Raw genomic sequence first — 19480 nt, forward strand, 5'->3', positions numbered from 1 at the left:
CATAAGCCCATCAAGTTCAGTTCCCAGTAAGCGTATCAGCGAGTATCAAATGCCATCTGTTCTTTCGCTTGCCGACGTCTCCCGTGCGCCCCGCAAGAGCGTGTGGCTCGACACCATCATCAAGGGAGATTGCGTCGCCGCGCTCGAGGCGCTGCCCGACCAGTCCGTCGATGTCATCTTCGCCGATCCGCCGTACAATCTCCAGCTCGGCGGCATGCTGACCCGGCCCGACCAGTCGCAGGTCGATGCGGTCGACGACGAATGGGACCAGTTCGCCTCCTTCGGCGCCTATGATGCCTTCACCCGCGCCTGGCTGCTGGCCTGCCGTCGCGTACTGAAGCCCTCGGGCACCATCTGGGTCATCGGCTCCTACCACAACATTTTCCGCGTCGGCGCCACCTTGCAGGACCTCAATTTCTGGATCCTCAACGATATCGTCTGGCGCAAGACCAACCCGATGCCGAACTTCAAGGGCCGCCGCTTCCAGAACGCGCATGAGACGATGATCTGGGCGACGCGTGACCCGAAGGCCAAGGGCTATACGTTCAACTACGATGCCATGAAGGCCGCCAACGACGATGTGCAGATGCGCTCGGACTGGCTGTTCCCGATCTGCAGCGGCGGCGAGCGCCTGAAGGGCGAGGACGGTAAGAAGGTGCATCCGACGCAGAAGCCGGAAGCGCTGCTTGCCCGCATCTTGATGGCCTCCTCCAAGCCCGGCGACGTGGTGCTCGATCCGTTCTTCGGCTCCGGCACGACGGGCGCCGTTGCCAAGCGCCTCGGCCGCCACTTCGTCGGCATCGAGCGCGAGCAGGCTTACATCGATGCCGCCCGCGAGCGCATCGAGGCCGTCGAACCGCTCGGTAGCGGCACGCTGTCGGTCATGACCGGCAAGAAGGCCGAACCGCGCGTCGCCTTCAACACGCTGATCGAAAGCGGCCTGATCGCACCCGGCACCGTGCTGACCGACGCCCGCCGCCGCCACAGCGCCATCGTTCGCGCCGATGGCACGCTCGTGGCAGGCAACGACGCCGGCTCCATCCACCGCGTCGGCGCCAGGGTGCAAGGCTTCGATGCCTGCAACGGCTGGACCTTCTGGCACTATGCGGAAGGCGCCGAACTGAAGCCGATCGACGATCTGCGCGCGATCGTACGCGCACGGATGGCCGGCCTCGAATAGGCCTGTCCAGGACTGAAAGACCGTTTCTCCAGCTGCGGCCTCCGGTGTTCCCTGCACCGGGGGCTGTGGCTTTCAAGGGACGGAAATCTTTTGTGTTTCGGCCTCGTGCGATTCAGACGATGTTAACCAACGCGCGCTTACTTTGAAGCCGACGAGGACATCAGGCCAAGCGGCGGAAATCGTTGCGAAAGCCACGGCCGAACAACCGGCCAGGCAGGCCGGATATCGCTTTTCCGGTTTTTGTACCTTCAGTCCCGGAAATGCGAAAACGCCCGGAGCTCCAAAGGCTCCGGGCGTTTCGGTTTCAGGTGCGCTCTTTAAAGCGCGATGCCGTGGGCGGCGAGGTCCGCCTTCAGCTTTTCCGGATCGGTGAACAGCACCGCGTGCCAGCCGGCCAGGCGCGCGCCCTCCACATTCGCCGGGGCATCGTCGATGAACAGGGTGTGGGCCGGCGACAGGCCGAAATCGCGGCTGTGCTTCTCGTAGATGGCGATGTCAGGCTTGATGAGGCCGATCTCGCCGGACACCGTGACACCGCGCGGCATGTCGAGGAAGGGGAAGAGCTTGCGCGCCTCCTTGAACGTATCGGCCGCGAAATTGGTCAGCATCGTCACGTCGCGGCCCTCCTGGATAAGGGCCTCCATGATCGCCACGCTCTCCACATAGGCGTGCGAGACCATCTCGTGCCAGTGCTTGCGGAAGGCACGGATGTGCTCGATGCGATCGGGATGCGCCTCGATCAGCAGGGCCTCGGCGTCCGCCCATGCCCGGCCGCGATCCTGTTCCAGGTTCCAGTCGTGCGTGCAGACATTGCTGAAGAACCAGTTGCGCTCGGCATCATCAGGGATGAGGCGGGCGAAGGGGATATGCGGATCGTAGTGAATCAGCACCCTGCCGATGTCGAAGACGATATGTCGGATTTCGATGCTGCTCATGCTTTCCTCGCCGTTTCGAATGCGTCGGGTATCGCTTGTTTTATGGCTTTCTTCATGACGGTCGGCAGGGCCTCGCCGTCGAGTGTCTCCCTGGGCTGCCACCATCCTTCGCCGGCCGCGGCATCGCGCGATGCCTTCGAACGATAGACGGTCAGCCGCAGCTCGAAATGCGTGAAGACGTGCACGACCGTGCCGCAGACCTGCCATGCAGCCGCAAACGGGGCTGCCCCGGTGCCGGTGTCGCCATCGATCCGTGCCGTCCAGTGGCTGCCGGGCACCTCCGTCATGCCGCCGAGCAGGCCGCTTTCCACCCGCTTACGCAGGAAGATAGCGCCCGTTTCGTCTTCCGCCACAAAGGCCGCACCCAACCGGACCGGCTTCTCCTTCTTAGCGGTCTTGCGCGGATAGAGTTCCGGATCGTCCTGTCCGAGCACCCGGCATTGCGCGTTGAAGGGACAGAGCGCGCATGCCGGCCGGCGCGGCGTGCAGATCGTGGCGCCGAGGTCCATCATGCCCTGGGCGAAGTCGCCGGGCCGGTCCTGCGGCGTCATCGCGGCGACCAGTGCGCGCATTTCAGGCTTGGCGGTGGGCAGGGGCGTTTCGATGGCATGGAGACGGGAAATCACGCGCTCGACATTGCCATCGAGCACGGCGCTGTGGCGGTTGAAGGCGATGGCGGCGATCGCGGCCGCGGTATAGTCGCCGATCCCGGGCAGGGCCTTCAGCCCTTCCTCCGTATCTGGAAACACCCCGCCATGCTCGAAGGCGACGGCCTCGGCGCATTTCTTGAGGTTGCGCGCACGTGCGTAGTAGCCGAGCCCGGCCCAGGACTTCATCACGTCCTCATTGTCGGCCCTGGCGAGATCCGTGACCGTCGGCCAGCGCGACGTGAAGAGGGCGAAATAGGATTTCACCGCCTGGACGGTCGTCTGCTGCAGCATGACTTCCGACAGCCAGACGCGGTAGGGATCGGCCGTCTCGCCGCGCGCCGCCATCGGCGGGCTCACCCGCCAAGGCAGGTCGCGATGGTGCCGGTCGTACCAGACGAGAAGCAGGTCGGCGAGCGCCGTCGTTCGGTGAGGCTTGGTCATGATCGGCCTGAACGGGGTCGGATCGCCCCTCATTGTATCGCTGGATCGGCGCAAAACCCTGCACACTTTTGCTGGAATTGCTCTATAACTGGCGGAGTGGTCCGCGCTCTTCAAGGTGCTTCGCGGGCGTGGCAGGAATATTTTCCCGCAAGGGGTAAACCGTGAACAACAAGGCGTCAAGACGCGGCATCGTGCAGATCAGCGAAGTCGCCAACGGTCTCATCGATCCGGTGCTGGCCAAGCGTGCGGGCATCAACACGATGCTTCTGGGCTCGTGGGACGAGATTGCCGGAACGCAGTTTTCCGACTGCACGCGGCCTGAACGCATTTCCTGGCCGCGCCGGGCATCGGAAATGGCGGGCGAGGGCGGCGGCCATCAGCCGGGCGTGCTGACCATTGCCTGCGAGGGCGCCCGCGCGCTCTTCCTCAGCCACCAGCAGGGCGAGATCATCCAGCGCATCAACGGCTTCTTCGGCTTCCCGGCGATCAATCAGGTCCGGATCGTCCAGAAGCCTGTCAGCCAGCAGTCGCGCCACCGCGCAAAGCCGCGCCCGCTGACCGGCGAGGCCGCCCGCCATCTTGACGGGCTCGTCGAGGGCATTGAGGGCGATGCCCTGAAGGCGGCGCTGAAGCGGCTCGGGACGGCGGTGCTCGGCCGGCGTCGCTAGGACCATCGAACGGTCACAATTCTTTGAAGTTACTGGCCTCCACGCAGCTTGTTCGCGCCCCAAAGCAGGTATATCGGGAGTGCGAAGAGCAATTCTTGCGAAAAGACTTGAACCGTCTTTCCTCAAGAATTGCGTCCGTCCCAAGAATTTCCATCCCACAGGAGAGACCATGTCCCTTTCCGAAATGAGCCTGATGAAGCGCCTTCTCACCGGCGTTGCCGTAGCAGGGCTTGCCGTGACGCTCGCCGCCTGCTCCGACGAAAAGAAGGAACAGGCTGCGCAGGATCCGGCGGCCACGCAGTCGACATCGACTGAAACCACGGGCTCGACGACCTCGGCCGCCACGACCGGAACGACCGAGGTCGCCCAGGCCGACACGGCGACGGCCGCGCCCGCGGAACTGCCGACCGCCGAGGGCGACGTCGACATGGCCGAAGTGCTGAAGCCCGGCGCCCTGCCGGACATGGCGCTCGGCGAAGCCAATGCGCCGGTGACGATCGTCGAATACATGTCGACGACCTGCCCGCATTGCGCCGCCTTCCACAACAACACGTTCGACGCGATCAAGACGAAGTACGTCGACAGCGGCAAGGTCCGTTTCATCGTCCGCGAATTCCCGTTCGATCCGCGCGCCGCCGCAGCCTTCATGCTGGCGCGCTGCAAGCCGCAGAACCCGGCCGAGCTGACGGACGCCGCGCAGTACTTCCCGATGATCTCCATGCTGATGAAGCAGCAGGAAGTCTGGGCCGCCGCGCAGGATGGCCGCGAAGCGCTGCTGCAGATGTCGAAACTCGCCGGTTTTACACAGGAGAGCTTCCAGGCCTGCTTGACGAACCAGAAGCTTCTGGATGATGTGAACGCGGTACGGGAACGCGGTGCCAAGGAATTCGGCGTCGCAGCGACCCCGACCTTCCTGATCAATGGCAAGCGCTATTCGGGAGACATGTCGGTTGGCACCATGTCGGCCCTCATCGACAGCATGCTCTGATCCTTCGACCGGATTGACGGCGGGCGACGGCGGAAGCCGTGCGCCCGCTTTTTATTTTGTAGTGCCTGCCCCTCATCCCCCTGCTGGGACCTTCTCCCCGCAAGCGGGGCGAAGGGGCAGAACGGCGCGCCCTGCGTTCCTCGCCCCGCTTGCGGGGAGAGGATGCCGGCAGGCAGGTGAGGGGCGCGGCTTTCGCATGGCCAGAGGGGGGTACCCCACCCCCAAGGCGGCCGCATGAAGTTCAACAAGCTCCGCCTTCTCGGCTTCAAGTCCTTCGTCGAACCCACCGAATTCGTCATCGAGCGCGGTCTGACCGGCGTGGTCGGCCCCAATGGCTGCGGCAAGTCGAACCTCGTTGAGGCGCTGCGCTGGGTGATGGGGGAAAACTCCTACAAGAACATGCGCGCGTCCGGCATGGACGATGTCATCTTCTCCGGTTCCGCCAACCGTCCGGCGCGCAACACCGCCGAAGTCGGCCTCTATCTCGACAATTCCGACCGCACGGCCCCGGCCGCCTTCAACGACGAGGACGAGATCCAGGTGTCGCGTCGCATCGAGCGCGAGAACGGCTCCATCTACCGCATCAACGGCAAGGAAGCGCGCGCCAAGGATGTGCAGCTGCTGTTTGCCGACGCCTCCACCGGCGCCCGCTCGCCTTCCATGGTGGGGCAGGGGCGGATCGGCGAACTCATCCAGGCCAAGCCCCAGGCCCGCCGCCAGCTGCTCGAAGAGGCGGCCGGCATTTCCGGCCTGCATTCGCGTCGCCATGAGGCGGAACTGCGCCTGCGTGCCGCCGAAACCAATCTCGAACGGCTTGACGATGTCACCTCGCAGCTTGAAAGCCAGATCGAAAGCCTGAAGCGCCAGTCGCGCCAGGCCAATCGCTTCAAGGCGCTGTCGGCCGATATCCGCCGCCACGAGGCGATGCTTCTGCACATCCGCTGGGTGCAGGCGAAGGAGGCGGAGGGCGAGGCCGAAAGCCAGCTCAACCAGGCCACATCGCTCGTCGCCGAGCGGGCGAATGCGCAGATGCAGGCCGCCAAGGATCAGGCCGTCGCCAGCCTCAAGCTGCCGGAGCTGCGCGACAACGAGGCGAAGCTCGCCGCCGTGCTCCAGCGCCTCCAGATCGCAAGAGCCCAGCTGGAAGAGGATTCCGCCCGCCTGCTGCGCCGCCGCGACGAACTCGGCCGCCGCATGGCGCAGCTTGCCGAGGATATCGTGCGCGAGGAACGCATGGTGGCTGATAATGCCGCCGTGCTGGAGCGCCTGGAGGCCGAGGAAGCCGAAATCGGCGACATCCTCGCCGAGGCCGACGAGCGCGCCGAGGCGGCCCGCGAGACGATGGATGACGCGGCGGCGAAGCTTGCGACGAGCGAAGCCGCCCTTGCCGCCGTTACCGCCGAGCGGGCCGAAGCCCAGGCCGTGCGCAACCAGCTGGAAAAGGCGATCCGCGATCTTTCCGAGCGCCATCTGCGGCTTGGCCAGCAGCTCGATGCCCAGGCGCGCGAGCTTGCCGACATGGATGCGCGCATCGCCGCACTGCCCGACCCGGAAGAGCGCCGCGCCGCCGTGCAGGAGGCCGAGCAAGCGCTGGAAGCCGCCGGCGAAATGCTGGTCGCCGTCGAGGAGGCGCTGGAGGAGGCCCGCTTCGGCGAAGCCGCCCTGCGCGGTCCCGTCGACACGGCACGCGCCCGGCTGGCCGGCATCGAGACGGAAGCCCGCACCATCCGCCGCATGCTGGAGGCCGGAACGAGCGCCGGTTCGTTTGCGCCTGTCGTCGAGGATGTCGCGGTCGACCGCGGCTATGAAACGGCGCTGGGCGCCGCGCTCGGCGACGATCTCGAATCGCCGGCCGACGTCGATGCGCCCGTTCACTGGCGCGCGTCGGGCGATGCCTCGGCCGATCCGGCCCTGCCGGGCGGCGTGCCGTCTCTCATTTCTCATGTCCGCGCGCCCGCGATTCTGCACCGTCGCCTTGCCCAGGTCGGGATTGCCGGCGGCGTGGAGGAGGCGCTGGCCCTCCTGCCGCAGCTCCGTCCCGGTCAGCGGCTCGTGACCCGCGAGGGCGCGGTGTTCCGCTGGGATGGCCACGTCACCGGTGCCGATGCGCCAAGTGCGGCGGCCCTGCGCCTGGAGCAGAAGAACCGCCTGGCCGAACTGGAAGCCGAACTGGACGACGCGCGCGCGGCGCTTGCGGATGCCGAGGCCGACCTTGCCCGCGCCGCCGAGACGATCCGCGCCGAAATGCAGCGCCAGCAGGCCGCCCGCGAGGCGCAGCGCGTCGCCACCCGCACGCTAGCCGAGGCCCGCGAGGCGCTGGAAACGGCCGAGCGCGCCTCCGGCGATCTCATCCGCCGCCGCGCCGTTCTCGGCGAGACGCGCGCGCAGATCGAGGGGCAGGCGGAAGAGGCGGCGCAAGCGCTCGAGGATGCCAGCGCAGCCCTCGAAGACGCGCCCGACCTTTCCGATCTCGACCTGCGCCTGCGCACCCACACGATGGATGTCGCGACCGACCGCGCGACGCTCGCGGAAGCCCGCGCCGCCCATGACGGCCTCGCCCGCGAAATGGCCGACCGCCGTCGCCGCCTGATGGCGATCGCGGCCGAACGCGAGACCTGGACGACCCGCGCCACGAGCGCCGAAAACCACATCGCCACGCTGCGTGAGCGCGAGGCGGAAGCCCGCGAGGAAATGGAGGAGCTTGCCGAGGCGCCCGACGAGATCGAGGAAAAGCGCCGCGAGCTGCTGACCGGCCTCAGCAATGCGGAGGCTGCGCGCCGCGAAGCCGCCGATGCGCTTCAGGAGGCCGAAAACCGCCAGCGCGAGGCCGACCGCGTCGCCACGACCGCGCTCTCGCAGCTTGCCGAATCGCGCGAAACCCGCGGCCGCGCGGAAGAGCGCCTCGTCTCGGCGCGCGAGCGCCGCATCGAAGGCGAGACGCGCATCCGCGAGGCGCTGAACTGCGCGCCGCACGAGGCCCTGCGGCTGACCGGCCATGCCGCCGGCGCGCCGCTTCCCGATCCGCGCGAGACCGAACGGGACCTCGACCGTCTCCGGATCGAGCGCGAGCGTCTCGGCGCCGTCAACCTGCGCGCCGAGGAAGAGCAGCGTGACCTGTCCGAAAAGCTCGATGTCATCGTCACCGAGCGCGAGGATATCATCGAGGCGATCCGCAAGCTGCGCTCCGCCATCCAGAGCCTGAACCGCGAGGGGCGCGAGCGCCTGCTGGCCGCCTTCGATGTGGTGAATGCGCAATTCCAGCGCCTCTTCACCCACCTGTTCGGCGGCGGCACGGCGGAGCTCCAGCTCATCGAAAGCGAGGATCCGCTGGATGCCGGGCTGGAAATCCTCGCCCGCCCGCCCGGCAAGAAGCCGCAGACCATGACGCTGCTTTCGGGCGGCGAGCAGGCGCTGACGGCCATGGCGCTCATCTTCGCCGTCTTCCTTACCAATCCCGCGCCGATCTGCGTGCTGGACGAGGTGGACGCGCCGCTCGACGACCACAATGTCGAGCGCTATTGCAACCTGATGGACGAGATGGCGGCCTCCACCGAGACGCGTTTCATCATCATCACCCACAACCCCATCACCATGGCCCGCATGAACCGCCTCTTCGGCGTCACCATGGCCGAACAGGGCGTCTCCCAGCTCGTCTCCGTCGACCTGCAGACCGCCGAACAGCTGCGCGAAGCGTCCTGACATCAGGAACAATAACCTCTCCAGTGCGTTCAAAGCCGCCTGCCGGTTTGCAGCGCATACGCAATTGGGGATCACACGTGAACAGAAACGCACTCTACATGATCATCGGCGCCCTTATCGTCGTGGTGGCCGGGTTCGCTTACTATACCTATCAGCAGGAAAAGAAGCCGGATGGGGTGGAGATCAAGCTCAACGACCAGGGGCTTTCGATCGAGGGCAATTGACGCCGGCGCTTGACCCATGACGCCCCGTCCCGCCCGGAGGCACGGCTTTTCCAGTCTTCGTCAACGCCATATTGCATTGCCGTCGCATTTTTGACGCAGTGCAGCATAATTCCTATCCTGCCGCGTTTTCAAAGGGATGCACTTCCTGTAGATTGCGGGCGCGCATGTGGGAGGCGTTGATGGAGAAGTGGGTCTATACCTTTGGGGATGGCCGTGCCGAAGGCAGTGCGGAAGATCGCAACCTGCTCGGCGGCAAGGGCGCGAACCTGGCCGAAATGTGCAATCTCGGCCTGCCGGTGCCGCCCGGCCTTACCATCGTCACCGATGCCTGCAACCACTATTACGAGAATGGCCGCACGCTGCCTGAAGGCCTGAAGGATCAGGTCCGCTCCGGCCTGCGCCGGATGGAGGCCATTACCGGCCGCGTCTTCGGCGACACGCAAAAACCGCTGCTGCTTTCGGTCCGCTCCGGCTCGCGGGCCTCCATGCCCGGCATGATGGACACCGTTCTCAATCTCGGCCTCAACGACGCGACGGTCGAGGGACTGGGCCAGGATGCCGGCGATGCGCGTTTTGCCTGGGACAGCTATCGGCGCTTCATCCAGATGTATGGTGACGTCGTCATGGGTCTCGATCACGAGGTCTTCGTCGAAATCCTGGAGGACGAGAAGGGCAGGCTCGGCCACGAGCACGACACCGAGCTTTCGGCCGGGGAATGGCAGGAGGTCGTCGCCCGCTACAAGGAGGCCATCCGCGAGGAACTGGGCGAGGACTTTCCCCAGGACCCGGAGATCCAGCTTTGGCGTGCCATCGGCGCCGTCTTCGCGAGCTGGATGAACGCGCGCGCCGTCACCTACCGCACGCTGCACAACATCCCCGCCGTCTGGGGCACGGCCGTCAATGTACAGGCCATGGTCTTCGGCAATCTCGGTAATTCCTCCGCCACGGGCGTCGCCTTCACGCGCAATCCCTCGACGGGTGAGAACGCGCTCTACGGCGAATTCCTCGTCAACGCGCAGGGCGAGGATGTCGTCGCCGGCATCCGCACGCCGCAGAACATCACCGAGGAAGCGCGCATCGCGTCGGGCTCCGACCGGCCGTCGCTGGAAAAGCTCATGCCGGAAGCGTTCGGCGAGTTCCGCGCCATCTGCGACCGGCTGGAGCGGCACTACCGCGACATGCAGGACCTCGAATTCACCATCGAGCGCGGCAAGCTGTGGATGCTGCAGACCCGCGCGGGCAAGCGCACCGCCAAGGCCGCGTTGAAGATTTCCGTCGACATGGCGACGGAGGGGCTGATCAGCCAGGGCGAGGCCGTCAGCCGCATCGATCCCGCGTCATTGGACCAGCTCCTGCATCCCACCATCGATCCGCGCGCCCGCCGCGACGTCATCGGCTCCGGCCTGCCGGCCTCGCCAGGGGCTGCGACCGGCGAGATCGTCTTCACGTCGGAAGACGCGGTGAAAGCGGAGGACGAGGGACGCAAGGTCATTCTCGTGCGCGTCGAGACGAGCCCGGAAGACATTCATGGCATGCATGCCGCGCAGGGCATCCTCACGACACGCGGCGGTATGACCAGCCATGCGGCGGTCGTCGCGCGCGGCATGGGCACGCCCTGCGTTTCCGGCGCCGGCACGCTGCGCGTCGACCTGCGCAATGAACTTCTCGTCGCCCATGGCGTGACGCTGCGCAAGGGCGACGTCATCACCATCGACGGCTCGTCCGGCCAGGTGCTGAAGGGCGCGATCCCCATGCTCCAGCCGGAACTTTCGGGCGATTTCGGCCGCCTCATGGAGTGGGCCGACCGCACGCGCCGCATGAAGGTGCGCACCAATGCGGAGACGCCGGCAGACGCGCGCGCCGCGCGCTCCTTCGGCGCCGAGGGCATCGGCCTTTGCCGCACCGAGCACATGTTCTTCGAGGGCAGCCGTATCAACGTGATGCGCGAGATGATCCTTGCCGAGGACGAGGCCGGCCGCCGTGCCTCGCTGGAAAAGCTCCTGCCGATGCAGCGCTCGGACTTTGCCGAGCTCTTCGAGATCATGCACGGCCTGCCGGTGACCATCCGCATGCTCGATCCGCCGCTGCACGAATTCCTGCCGAAGAGCGACGAGGAGATTGCCGAGGTCGCCACGGCCCTGTCCATCGAGGAGGCGGTGCTGCGCCGCCGCGTCGATACGTTGCACGAGTTCAACCCCATGCTCGGCCACCGCGGCTGCCGCCTTGCGATCTCCTATCCCGAGATCGCCGAGATGCAGGCGCGCGCCATTTTCGAGGCCGCCGTGGAGGCGGCCAAGAAGACCGGCGCGGCCGTGGTACCCGAAATCATGGTGCCGCTCGTCGGCCTGAAGGCCGAGCTCGATTATGTGAAGGGCCGCATCGAGGCCGTCGCCAGGGCGGTCATCGCCGAGAGCGGCGTGACGATCGATTATCTCGTGGGCACGATGATCGAGTTGCCGCGCGCAGCGTTGCGGGCCCATGTCATCGCCGAATCGGCGGAGTTCTTCTCTTTCGGCACCAATGACCTGACGCAGACCACCTTCGGCATCTCGCGTGACGACGCCTCCGCCTTCCTCTCGACCTATATCCAGAAGGGTATCGTCGAGCAGGACCCGTTCGTGCAGCTCGATTTCGATGGTGTGGGCGAACTGATCCGCATTGCCGCGGAGCGCGGCCGGCGCACGCGCAACGACCTCAAGCTCGGCATCTGCGGCGAACATGGCGGCGACCCGGCGTCGATCCATTTCTGCGAGGATGCGGGGCTGGATTACGTGTCGTGCTCACCCTTCCGCGTGCCGATCGCGCGGCTCGCGGCTGCCCAGGCGGCGTTCACCAACGGCAAGGCTTGAATGCGCTGGGCCTGAAGGTCAGCGGCGGTAGGTCCGCACGACATAGACCGGCTGCGGCATGAACAGCGCCTCGCGGCTTGCCGCGCGCAGTTCCGCCCGCCGGTCGAGATCGATGCGTTGCAGGCAGGCCGCGAACGCATCCGTGCGCGGCCGGAAGCCATAGGAGACGCAGCGGTTTTCGTCGGAAGCACGAATTTCCTCGGCCGTCTGGCAGCCCGCCAGCGCGAGCATCACCGCGGTAAGGGCGATCAGGCGGGTTGATATCGGTGACATGCTCTGGCTCCGGCGATCAGTTGCTGGCTTGACTTAGGCGAGCGGCGCCGTTTCGGCAAGAGCAGGCGCATTTCCAGCCGAAGCGGGGTCGCTTCGGCGTCGGCGAATGCTCTAGATCCGTTCCAGCACACCGATGAACGCATCGGCGAAGCGCTTGAGGCCGGCCGTCTTCTCGTCGGGGTTTTCCACGCGAATGGACGACGCGTCCGCATCGAGCAGGGCAAAAACCACTTCCAGTGCGCCGTTCTCGCCCTTGGGTACGCGGAGCGCCGCAATGCGCTGGCAGTCATCCGCAAGGCCGGATGCCGGCAGTTCGAAGAGGAAATCGCCATCGAGCTGGCTGGCGGCGGTTCGCACGGCATCGGCAAACGCATCCGCATTGCCGGAAAAGCCGTCGAGGGAAAGCTCCAGTTCCAGAAGTTCGAGCGGGAGGGCGGTCTCGCCGTTCGTTGCGGCGGTTGTGGTGTCGGCGGCTGTCGGCGTCGGCAACATTGTCTTTCTCCTGAGGCGACCCGGCAAGAATGAAAAGCGGCCTGCACCCGGAATCGCGTAAAGATGAACTACCCCCGTCCCGGGAAAGTTCGTTAAGGAGCGTGGCAATTTTGCGGCAGGCGCGTTTTCCTGCCATCTGTTGCCGCCGGACAACATCTGATCCCGCTTATCTGACGGATGGAAAAATGCGCCTCCCTGCGCTAGGGAAGGGAGCCGCGGGCTTTCCGCCGGCCTATCCGGTTCCGGCGCGCGGCCCCCTCGCATCCGGAACGGCGTGAAACAGGAAGAGGCGCTTGCGGTGGACGGATTTCACCGGGGCGCATCGGCATTCGGTGAGGCCATGGCGATCACGATCCAGTACGAACGGCCCGTTTCCTACGCCGCGCAGTGGGCGCGCCGCCTGTCGCTGTTTTCCTGCGCGCTGTTTGTCGTCGTCGTCGCGGCGCACCGCTTCGGCCCGCTGACGACGCCGCATTTCCTGGTGCTTGCCGCCTTCGCCTGCGGCGTGGCGGCCCTCGCGGTCCTAATGGCGGCTGTCGGGCTGGCCCGGCTCTGGCATGTCGGCGCACGCGGCGGCAAGGCCTCGCTCACGGCGCTGTTCTTCGCGCTCCTGCCGCTCGGTGTCGCGGCCGCTGCGGTCTATTCCTACATCTACAAGCCCGCCCTCTACGATGTCACGACCGATACGAACGCGCCGCCGCCGTGGATAATCGAGCCGGTTGCGGACAAGGGCTGGCCGGCCCGCGCCCACACGATCACGCCGCAGGACCGGCAATTGCAGCTCGATGCCTATCCCGCCCTGTCCGGCCGGCGCTACGAGGGCGCGCTCGATCGCGTCTATCAGGGTGTGCGCAAGGTGTCCGACGCCTATGGAATCAGGATCGTCGCGGAAGACGGGATGGACAACATCCTGACCGATCTGGAGGATCTGGCCGTCGATCCCGCAAAGGCGGGGCAGGGGGCCGAGGCGCTGGGCGAGGTGCCGATCCCCGAGGCGCGCCCGCTCGAAACGCCGCTGACGCCGCGTCTGGGCAGCGCCGGCGATGTGCTGGTGCAGGGCGAATGGCGCAGCCTCGTCTTCGGCCTGCGCTTCGACGTCGTCATCCGCCTGCGCGAGGAAGCCGAAACCACGCTGGTCGACATGCGCGCGGCCTCGCGCACCGGCGGCCACGACCTCGGCATCGGCGCGGATGTGGTGGAGGGCTATCTGAAGGCGCTCGACGCCGAGTTGCTCGGCATCGCCGGCGACTGATCCCGGTGACTGATCAGAGACCCGGCGCCGGGAAATAGAGGCCCGAAAGCGAGGGCGCGCCGTCCGTCACCACCTCGCCGCGGGCGACGAGATCTTCCAGATGCGCCAGCACGGAGAGGGCGGCTGCGCCATGCAGGCGCGGATCCGTCTCGCGGTAGATGACCTTCACCATGTCCGCAATCAGCCGGTCGCCCGCGCGGATGCGCTCGCGCACCGCCCGCTCGCGCATGCGCCGGTGAGTCCGCAGGCCGCGCAGGAACGCCGCCGGCTCCGTCACCGGTCCGCCGTGGCCGGGAAGATAGAGCCGGTCGTCCCGCTCCAGCAGCCGCTCGAGCGAGGCCATGTAGTCCGCCATGGCGCCATCCGGCGGCGCGACGATGGAGGTCGCCCAGGCCATGACGTGGTCGGCCGAAAAGACGATGCCCTCGGGCCCGTCGAGCGCGAAGGCCGCGTGGTTTGCCGTGTGGCCGGGGGTCAGAAGCGCCGTCAGCGCCCAGCCGTCGCCTTCCACCCGCTCGCCATGCGCCAGCGCGATGTCGGGCACGAAATCGATGTCGGCGCTTTCGGCGAACGGGTTGCTCTCGCCGGCATGCAGCGGCCGTGCGGCGCGATGCGGCCCCTCCGCGACGATGATCGCGCCCGTCTCGGCTTTCAGGCGGCGGGCAAGCGGCGAATGATCACGATGCGTATGGCTGACCGCGATATGCGTGACCTCACGCCCCGCAAGTGCGGCCATGAGCGCCCGGAAATGCGCCTCGTCCTCCGGCCCGGGATCGATCACCGCCACGGAGCGGTTGCCGACGATATAGCTGTTGGTGCCGTGGAAGGTGAAGGGGCTCGGATTGTTGACAGTGATACGCTGCACGCCCGGCGCCACCGCAACGGCATCGCCATAGGCCGGCCTGAAATCACGCTCGAAATGCGGGCTCTCGTCCTCGTCACGCACGGCAGGTGTCACTTGTACTCGATCTCGATGAAGCTCATCGGCGTGTCGCCGCCATTGACGACATTGTGCGCCACGCCCGCCTCGCGGCGATAGACGGCGCCAGCCTTTGTCGGCACGCGCCGCGCGCCCGTGTCGTCCTCGATCAGGAAATCGCAATCCGTCATCGGCACGACGACATAGCCGAGGCCATGGACGTGATGGCCGGTATCCGCACCCGGCTCGAAATCCCACCGCGTGACACGCACCATCGCATCGTCGAGGAGAATGGTGGGAACGGCCGGCGGACGGGCGCGGAACTGGGACATGAGGGCTCCTTGCGGAATTGGAGGCGGGGACGGAAATGCACGGGTGCGCCCGCGCGCAAAGCCGTGCAGGCGAGGCCGGCGCAAATCCTACCGCCCGCCACCCGCCCTTGCCAAGCACCAAGCCCGCAGAGCCGCGGCTTGGCACAAGATAATCGCAGAAAAGCCGAACATAAGCATTGTCCACGCCCCCCCGCTTTGCTATCAGGCTCCCGCAAGTTGGGGCGTCGCCAAGCGGTAAGGCACCGGTTTTTGGTACCGGCATTCCCAGGTTCGAATCCTGGCGCCCCAGCCATTTCCCTTTTGTCAGGCGGATGATCAGGATTTCCAGCGGTTTGTGCTGGCTGGGCAGGGCCATGCCGTTGGCAATCTCGCCGAACTGAAAGGTTTTGGTATCGAGCGGAAAGGGCTTGCAACAGGGGCATTCACCCGACGGTAAGCTAGCTTTCTTTGACGATATCGTTTAGGTGCCACGCAAGGTCTGGTGGCAGAAAAGTATGAGGATGACATGGTGGCCCGAAAGATTGCCGTTATCGGTCTCGGATATGTCGGTTTGCCGGTCGCTGTGGCGCTAGCAGAGAAGTTTCCCTTCGTCGTGGGATTTGACGTCAAGAAGTCCCGCATCGAGGCCCTCAAAGTGGGCGAGGATGTGACCGGTGAAGTCGACGGTGCGGTACTCAAAAGGTCATCCCTGCAACTGACGTATGAAATTGCCGACGTGAAGGATTGTGACTTCTATATCGTCGCGGTTCCCACGCCCATTGACGACAATCGCCAACCAGACCTCGCTCCCCTCATTGCAGCGTCCAGGACGGTGGCTTCGGTGCTCAAGGCCGGCGATATCGTCGTTTTCGAATCGACCGTGTTCCCAGGCGCGACCGAGGACGTCTGCGGTCCGATTCTTTCCGAGATTTCGGGGCTCCGACAAGGTGTGGACTTCAATCTCGGCTACTCGCCGGAGCGTATTAATCCCGGTGACAAGAAGCACACTTTCAAGACGATCACGAAGGTCGTGTCGGGAGACACCGCGGAGAGCTTGGATGAGATTGCCGCTGTTTACGAAGCGGTCGTTGATGCCGGCATCTACAAAGCCTCGTCGATCAAAGTGGCCGAAGCCGCGAAGGTCATTGAAAATACCCAGCGCGACCTGAACATCGCGCTCATGAACGAGCTAGCGATCATCTTCGAGCGCATGAACATCCGGACCAGCGAAGTCCTGGCCGCCGCCGGTACCAAATGGAATTTCTTGCCGTTCACTCCTGGTCTTGTCGGTGGGCACTGTATCGGGGTCGATCCCTATTATCTGACCGCGAAGGCCGAATCGCTGGGATACCATCCACAAGTCATTCTGTCGGGACGACGTATAAATGACGGCATGGGTGCGTTTGTGGCCCAGAAAATGATCAAGATGCTGGTCGCCGGAAAGCGCCCACTGAATGGTGCTCGAATTGGAATTCTGGGGCTCACTTTCAAGGAGAATGTTCCTGACCTACGGAATAGCCGTGTGCCAGATATCATCAAGGAATTGCGCCAGTTCGGCATCGAGCCCATTGTGCACGATCCGCTGGCTTCAGCCGAAGAGGCCCTTGAAGAGTACGATGTTTCACTGAAGCCTCTCGCTCAATTCGATCAATTGGATGGGTTGATCCTTGCGGTTCCGCACGAAAGCTACGTTAGGGATTTCAACTCCTACATCGCCAAGGTCGCAGAGGGTGGTGTCATCATCGATATCAAATCGGTTCTCGACAAACAGATTCTCGACGCCTCGAACCGCCTGAACTGGAGCCTCTGATGAACAAGGTTTTTGTAACGGGAGCTGCAGGGTTCATCGGCTTTCATACCGCGCTTCGCTTGCTTGAACGCGGTGAGATTGTAGTCGGTTATGATGTTGTCAACGACTACTACGATCCGACGCTCAAGTATGCGCGGCTGGCGGAACTTGCGAAGTTCGAGAAATTCACATTCGTCCGAGGCGATATCTCGGACAAGGCGGCGATGGAAAAAGTCTGGAGCGAGCAGGGACCGTTCAAGCGCGTTATTCATCTCGCAGCGCAGGCAGGAGTGCGCTATTCCCTTGAGAATCCCTATAGCTATATCACAAGCAACTGCATGGGCCATGTCACGGTACTCGAGATGTGCCGGCATACTGAAGGCTTCGAGCATCTTGTCTATGCGAGTTCAAGTTCCGTGTATGGGGGGAATAAGGAATTGCCTTACTCGATCCAGCACGACGTTAACCGCCCGATTTCGCTTTATGCAGCGACGAAGCGCTCAGACGAGTTGATGAGCCATTGCTATAGTCATTTATTCGGCCTGAAGCAGACCGGCTTGCGCTTCTTCACTGTCTACGGCCCTTGGGGCCGACCTGATATGGCACTTTTCATTTTTGCCAAGGCAATCGCCGAAGGTAAGAAGTTGCCCGTTTTTAATGGCGGGCAAATGAAGCGCGATTTTACATTCATTGACGACATCGTTACCGGCATCGTCGCCTGCCTGGACAACCCCCCTGAGCCTGGAAAGGTCGATCCTCCAGCCCGGGTGTTCAATATCGGCAATACGCGAAGTGAAGACCTCATGGACTTTATTGCGATCATTGAACGGGAAATGGGGCGCAAGGCAGATATCGAGTACTTGCCGATGCAGCCTGGAGACATTGAAGCAACGTACGCCGATGTGACGGAGACAACCGAGGCTGTCGGCTATCGGCCGACGACCAGTATCGACGAAGGCATTCCGAAGTTCGTTTCTTGGTTCAAACAATACCATAATATCAACTGAGCTTCTCATGTTTGGGCAAATGCACAAGATTTACAGCCTGCTGACAAAGCGGCAAAGGCTTCAGGCTGCTGTACTTTTTGCATTGACGACCTTCGTGGCAATGTTTGAGCTGGTAGGCGTCGCATCGATATTGCCCTTCATGGCCGTTCTGTCGTCCCCGGACACGATAACGACTAACAAGATTATCAAAGGTGTCTATGACATATTAGGATTTTCTTCTTCAAGAAGCTTCCTGATATTTTTGGGGATTCTGACATTTGCTTTGCTAATGTTGGGAAATGCCGCGAAGGCCGTCAGCAGTTGGGCCAGCAACAGATTTTCGGGACGCTGGGGACACAGCATTTCTGTCCGGCTATTCGAGCAGTACCTGAATCAGCCGTATATTTTCTTCATTGAGCGCAATTCCTCTGAATTGAGGAAACTCGTCCTTGGTGAAGTCCAAATTCTGATCAGCAGCTACCTCATCCCGGTTCTGGATGTGCTGTCGCGCTCACTTATCTGCATCGCGGTTATCGGGCTGATCTTCATTGCTGACCCGATCCTGGCCATCGCGACAGTGCTGGTGCTTGGCGGAGCCTATGCCCTCGTTTACATCTTCATTCGCAGATGGTTGTCACGCATCGGAATGCTTCGTTCTAATGCCCAGACGATCCGGCACAAGATTGTCAATGAAGCATTGCAGGGAATCAAGAATGTAAAACTTACCGGGCAGGAAAGTCTATATGTGAAGCTCTTTGAGCGACCTTCGCGGGACCAGATCCGTGCGAATGCCTTGGCCGTGATGGCAGCTGAGTTGCCGCGATACGCCCTTGAAAGTTTTGCCTTCGGAGGCCTGTTGTTCGTCGTCCTGTATAAGCTTTCGCAAACCAGCGACTTGCAGGGAACGCTCCCCATTGTCACGCTTTACGCTGTGGCTGGATATCGCCTGATGCCGAACTTCCAGGCCATTTTCTCGTCTGTCACCAAGATTCGCTTCAACAGCATAGTGCTGACGCGCATACACCAAGAATTACACGCGACGCTGCCGGCCTCCGGAAGGCATGCGGTCGATGATCGCCAACCCCGCCTGCCGTTCAAAAAAAGTATTGTGCTTAAGAACGCAAGCTTCTCTTATAACGGGGCGCTACGCCCCGTTTTTCGAGATTTTAACCTGACAATCCGTGCCAACTCGATTGTCGGCATCGTCGGGAAAAGTGGCGCGGGAAAGACAACTCTTGTGGACGTGCTGATCGGCTTGTTGCAGCCAACGGGAGGGGAAATCTTCATCGACGGAGTTAAGCTGGGGCCAGAAAACGTAAGGGCATGGCAGAAGAATGTCGCTTATGTCAGCCAGCACATCTATCTTTCCGACGATTCCATCCGGAGGAATATCGCATTCGGCGTACCCGATAGTCAGATTGATGAGAAACGATTGCAGGAGGCGATAAGGTTAACGGCCCTGCAGGAATTCGTAGAGAACGATCTTTCTGAGGGGCTGGATACACTGCTAGGTGAGAATGGCGTGCGCTTGTCTGGGGGGCAAAGGCAGCGTGTGGGAATTGCTCGGGCACTTTACCTTGACCGTCCTGTGCTTGTTTTGGATGAGGCCACGAGTGCGCTTGATATGGACACGGAAAGGGAGGTCATGGCTGCAATCAACAATATTGGTCACAGCAAGACTGTAATCATGATTGCTCATCGGCTGGAGTCGTTGTCGGCAGCAGATGAACTTATAGATTTGTCCGGTTCGCCCAAGCAGGTGGATTGAGGAAGGCTCGCGCATTTGTCGACTGGGAGCGCTAACGATCGTTCGACGAGGCGTTG

16 protein-coding genes and 1 tRNA gene are annotated in these 19480 nt (G+C 63.4%); 11 read left to right on the forward strand and 6 right to left on the reverse strand.

Annotation, left to right across the window (positions count from 1 at the left end; translation table 11 throughout):
- The first annotated feature begins 49 nt into the window (after positions 1 to 49).
- Positions 50 to 1180: a site-specific DNA-methyltransferase gene (locus tag K6301_RS02985; protein WP_247219193.1), complete on the forward strand. Its 1131-nt coding sequence runs from the start codon at positions 50 to 52 to the stop codon at positions 1178 to 1180.
- A gap of 317 nt (positions 1181 to 1497) precedes the next feature.
- On the opposite strand, the gene K6301_RS02990 is transcribed toward K6301_RS02985, so the two are convergent.
- Both K6301_RS02990 and mutY read right to left on the reverse strand, forming a co-directional pair.
- Positions 1498 to 2115, reverse strand: coding sequence for an HAD family hydrolase (locus tag K6301_RS02990; RefSeq protein WP_167719001.1), 618 nt, complete (start codon positions 2113 to 2115; stop codon positions 1498 to 1500).
- Positions 2112 to 3206: an A/G-specific adenine glycosylase gene (gene mutY, locus K6301_RS02995; protein WP_247219194.1), complete on the reverse strand. Its 1095-nt coding sequence runs from the start codon at positions 3204 to 3206 to the stop codon at positions 2112 to 2114. Before mutY ends, K6301_RS02990 begins: the two co-directional genes overlap by 4 nt.
- A 161-nt stretch (positions 3207 to 3367) precedes the next feature.
- Here mutY and K6301_RS03000 point away from each other — a divergent pair, with 161 nt between their 5' ends.
- From K6301_RS03000 to ppdK, 5 genes are all read left to right on the forward strand, one after another.
- Positions 3368 to 3874 carry a DUF721 domain-containing protein gene (locus tag K6301_RS03000; protein ID WP_247219195.1) on the forward strand — a complete coding sequence of 169 codons (507 nt, stop codon included), beginning with the start codon at positions 3368 to 3370 and terminating at the stop codon, positions 3872 to 3874.
- Positions 3875 to 4043: 169 nt separating this feature from the next.
- Positions 4044 to 4862 carry a DsbA family protein gene (locus K6301_RS03005; RefSeq protein ID WP_134648853.1) on the forward strand — a complete coding sequence of 273 codons (819 nt, stop codon included), beginning with the start codon at positions 4044 to 4046 and terminating at the stop codon, positions 4860 to 4862.
- A 234-nt stretch (positions 4863 to 5096) separates the two neighbouring features.
- The gene (smc, locus tag K6301_RS03010) at positions 5097 to 8561 is read left to right on the forward strand and encodes a chromosome segregation protein SMC (RefSeq protein ID WP_247219196.1); all 3465 of its coding nucleotides are present in this window, start codon (positions 5097 to 5099) and stop codon (positions 8559 to 8561) included.
- A gap of 77 nt (positions 8562 to 8638) precedes the next feature.
- Entirely contained in the window at positions 8639 to 8785 is a 147-nt protein-coding gene (locus tag K6301_RS03015) for a hypothetical protein (RefSeq protein WP_247219197.1), read from the forward strand.
- Between the two features lie 179 nt (positions 8786 to 8964).
- Positions 8965 to 11634, forward strand: coding sequence for a pyruvate, phosphate dikinase (gene ppdK, locus K6301_RS03020; RefSeq protein WP_247219198.1), 2670 nt, complete (start codon positions 8965 to 8967; stop codon positions 11632 to 11634).
- A gap of 18 nt (positions 11635 to 11652) precedes the next feature.
- Here ppdK and K6301_RS03025 read toward each other — a convergent pair whose 3' ends face one another.
- Both K6301_RS03025 and K6301_RS03030 read right to left on the reverse strand, forming a co-directional pair.
- Positions 11653 to 11907, reverse strand: a complete 255-nt coding sequence (locus K6301_RS03025; RefSeq protein WP_247219199.1) for a hypothetical protein — start codon at positions 11905 to 11907, stop codon at positions 11653 to 11655.
- Positions 11908 to 12018: 111 nt separating this feature from the next.
- Entirely contained in the window at positions 12019 to 12399 is a 381-nt protein-coding gene (locus K6301_RS03030) for a hypothetical protein (protein WP_247219200.1), read from the reverse strand.
- Positions 12400 to 12745: 346 nt separating this feature from the next.
- Here K6301_RS03030 and K6301_RS03035 point away from each other — a divergent pair, with 346 nt between their 5' ends.
- A complete protein-coding gene (locus K6301_RS03035; protein WP_343298942.1) occupies positions 12746 to 13651 on the forward strand; it encodes a DUF1499 domain-containing protein in 906 nt (301 codons plus the stop codon).
- A gap of 13 nt (positions 13652 to 13664) precedes the next feature.
- Here the strand turns inward: K6301_RS03035 and K6301_RS03040 are convergent, their stop codons facing one another.
- Both K6301_RS03040 and K6301_RS03045 read right to left on the reverse strand, forming a co-directional pair.
- Positions 13665 to 14609: an MBL fold metallo-hydrolase gene (locus tag K6301_RS03040; RefSeq protein WP_247219202.1), complete on the reverse strand. Its 945-nt coding sequence runs from the start codon at positions 14607 to 14609 to the stop codon at positions 13665 to 13667.
- Positions 14606 to 14902: a cupin domain-containing protein gene (locus tag K6301_RS03045; RefSeq protein ID WP_247219203.1), complete on the reverse strand. Its 297-nt coding sequence runs from the start codon at positions 14900 to 14902 to the stop codon at positions 14606 to 14608. The genes K6301_RS03040 and K6301_RS03045 overlap by 4 nt, the downstream gene beginning before the upstream one ends.
- 217 nt (positions 14903 to 15119) lie before the next feature.
- On the opposite strand from K6301_RS03045, the gene K6301_RS03050 reads away from it, so the two are divergent.
- The 4 genes from K6301_RS03050 (at position 15120) to K6301_RS03065 (ending at position 19424) form a co-directional block, all read left to right on the forward strand.
- Positions 15120 to 15194, forward strand: a tRNA-Gln gene (locus K6301_RS03050).
- 213 nt (positions 15195 to 15407) lie between these two features.
- On the forward strand, positions 15408 to 16691 hold the full coding sequence (locus tag K6301_RS03055) for a nucleotide sugar dehydrogenase (RefSeq protein ID WP_247219204.1): 1284 nt from the start codon (positions 15408 to 15410) through the stop codon (positions 16689 to 16691).
- The gene (locus tag K6301_RS03060) at positions 16691 to 17677 is read left to right on the forward strand and encodes an NAD-dependent epimerase/dehydratase family protein (protein WP_247219205.1); all 987 of its coding nucleotides are present in this window, start codon (positions 16691 to 16693) and stop codon (positions 17675 to 17677) included. The genes K6301_RS03055 and K6301_RS03060 overlap by 1 nt, the downstream gene beginning before the upstream one ends.
- 19 nt (positions 17678 to 17696) lie before the next feature.
- Positions 17697 to 19424 (forward strand): ABC transporter ATP-binding protein, encoded by a 1728-nt coding sequence (locus K6301_RS03065; protein WP_247219206.1) that lies wholly within the window; start codon positions 17697 to 17699, stop codon positions 19422 to 19424.
- Positions 19425 to 19480: the final 56 nt, after the last annotated feature.

Origin of the sequence: Shinella oryzae (genome assembly GCF_023038235.1) — a bacterium.
Classification (GTDB): Bacteria; Pseudomonadota; Alphaproteobacteria; order Rhizobiales; family Rhizobiaceae; genus Shinella; species Shinella sumterensis.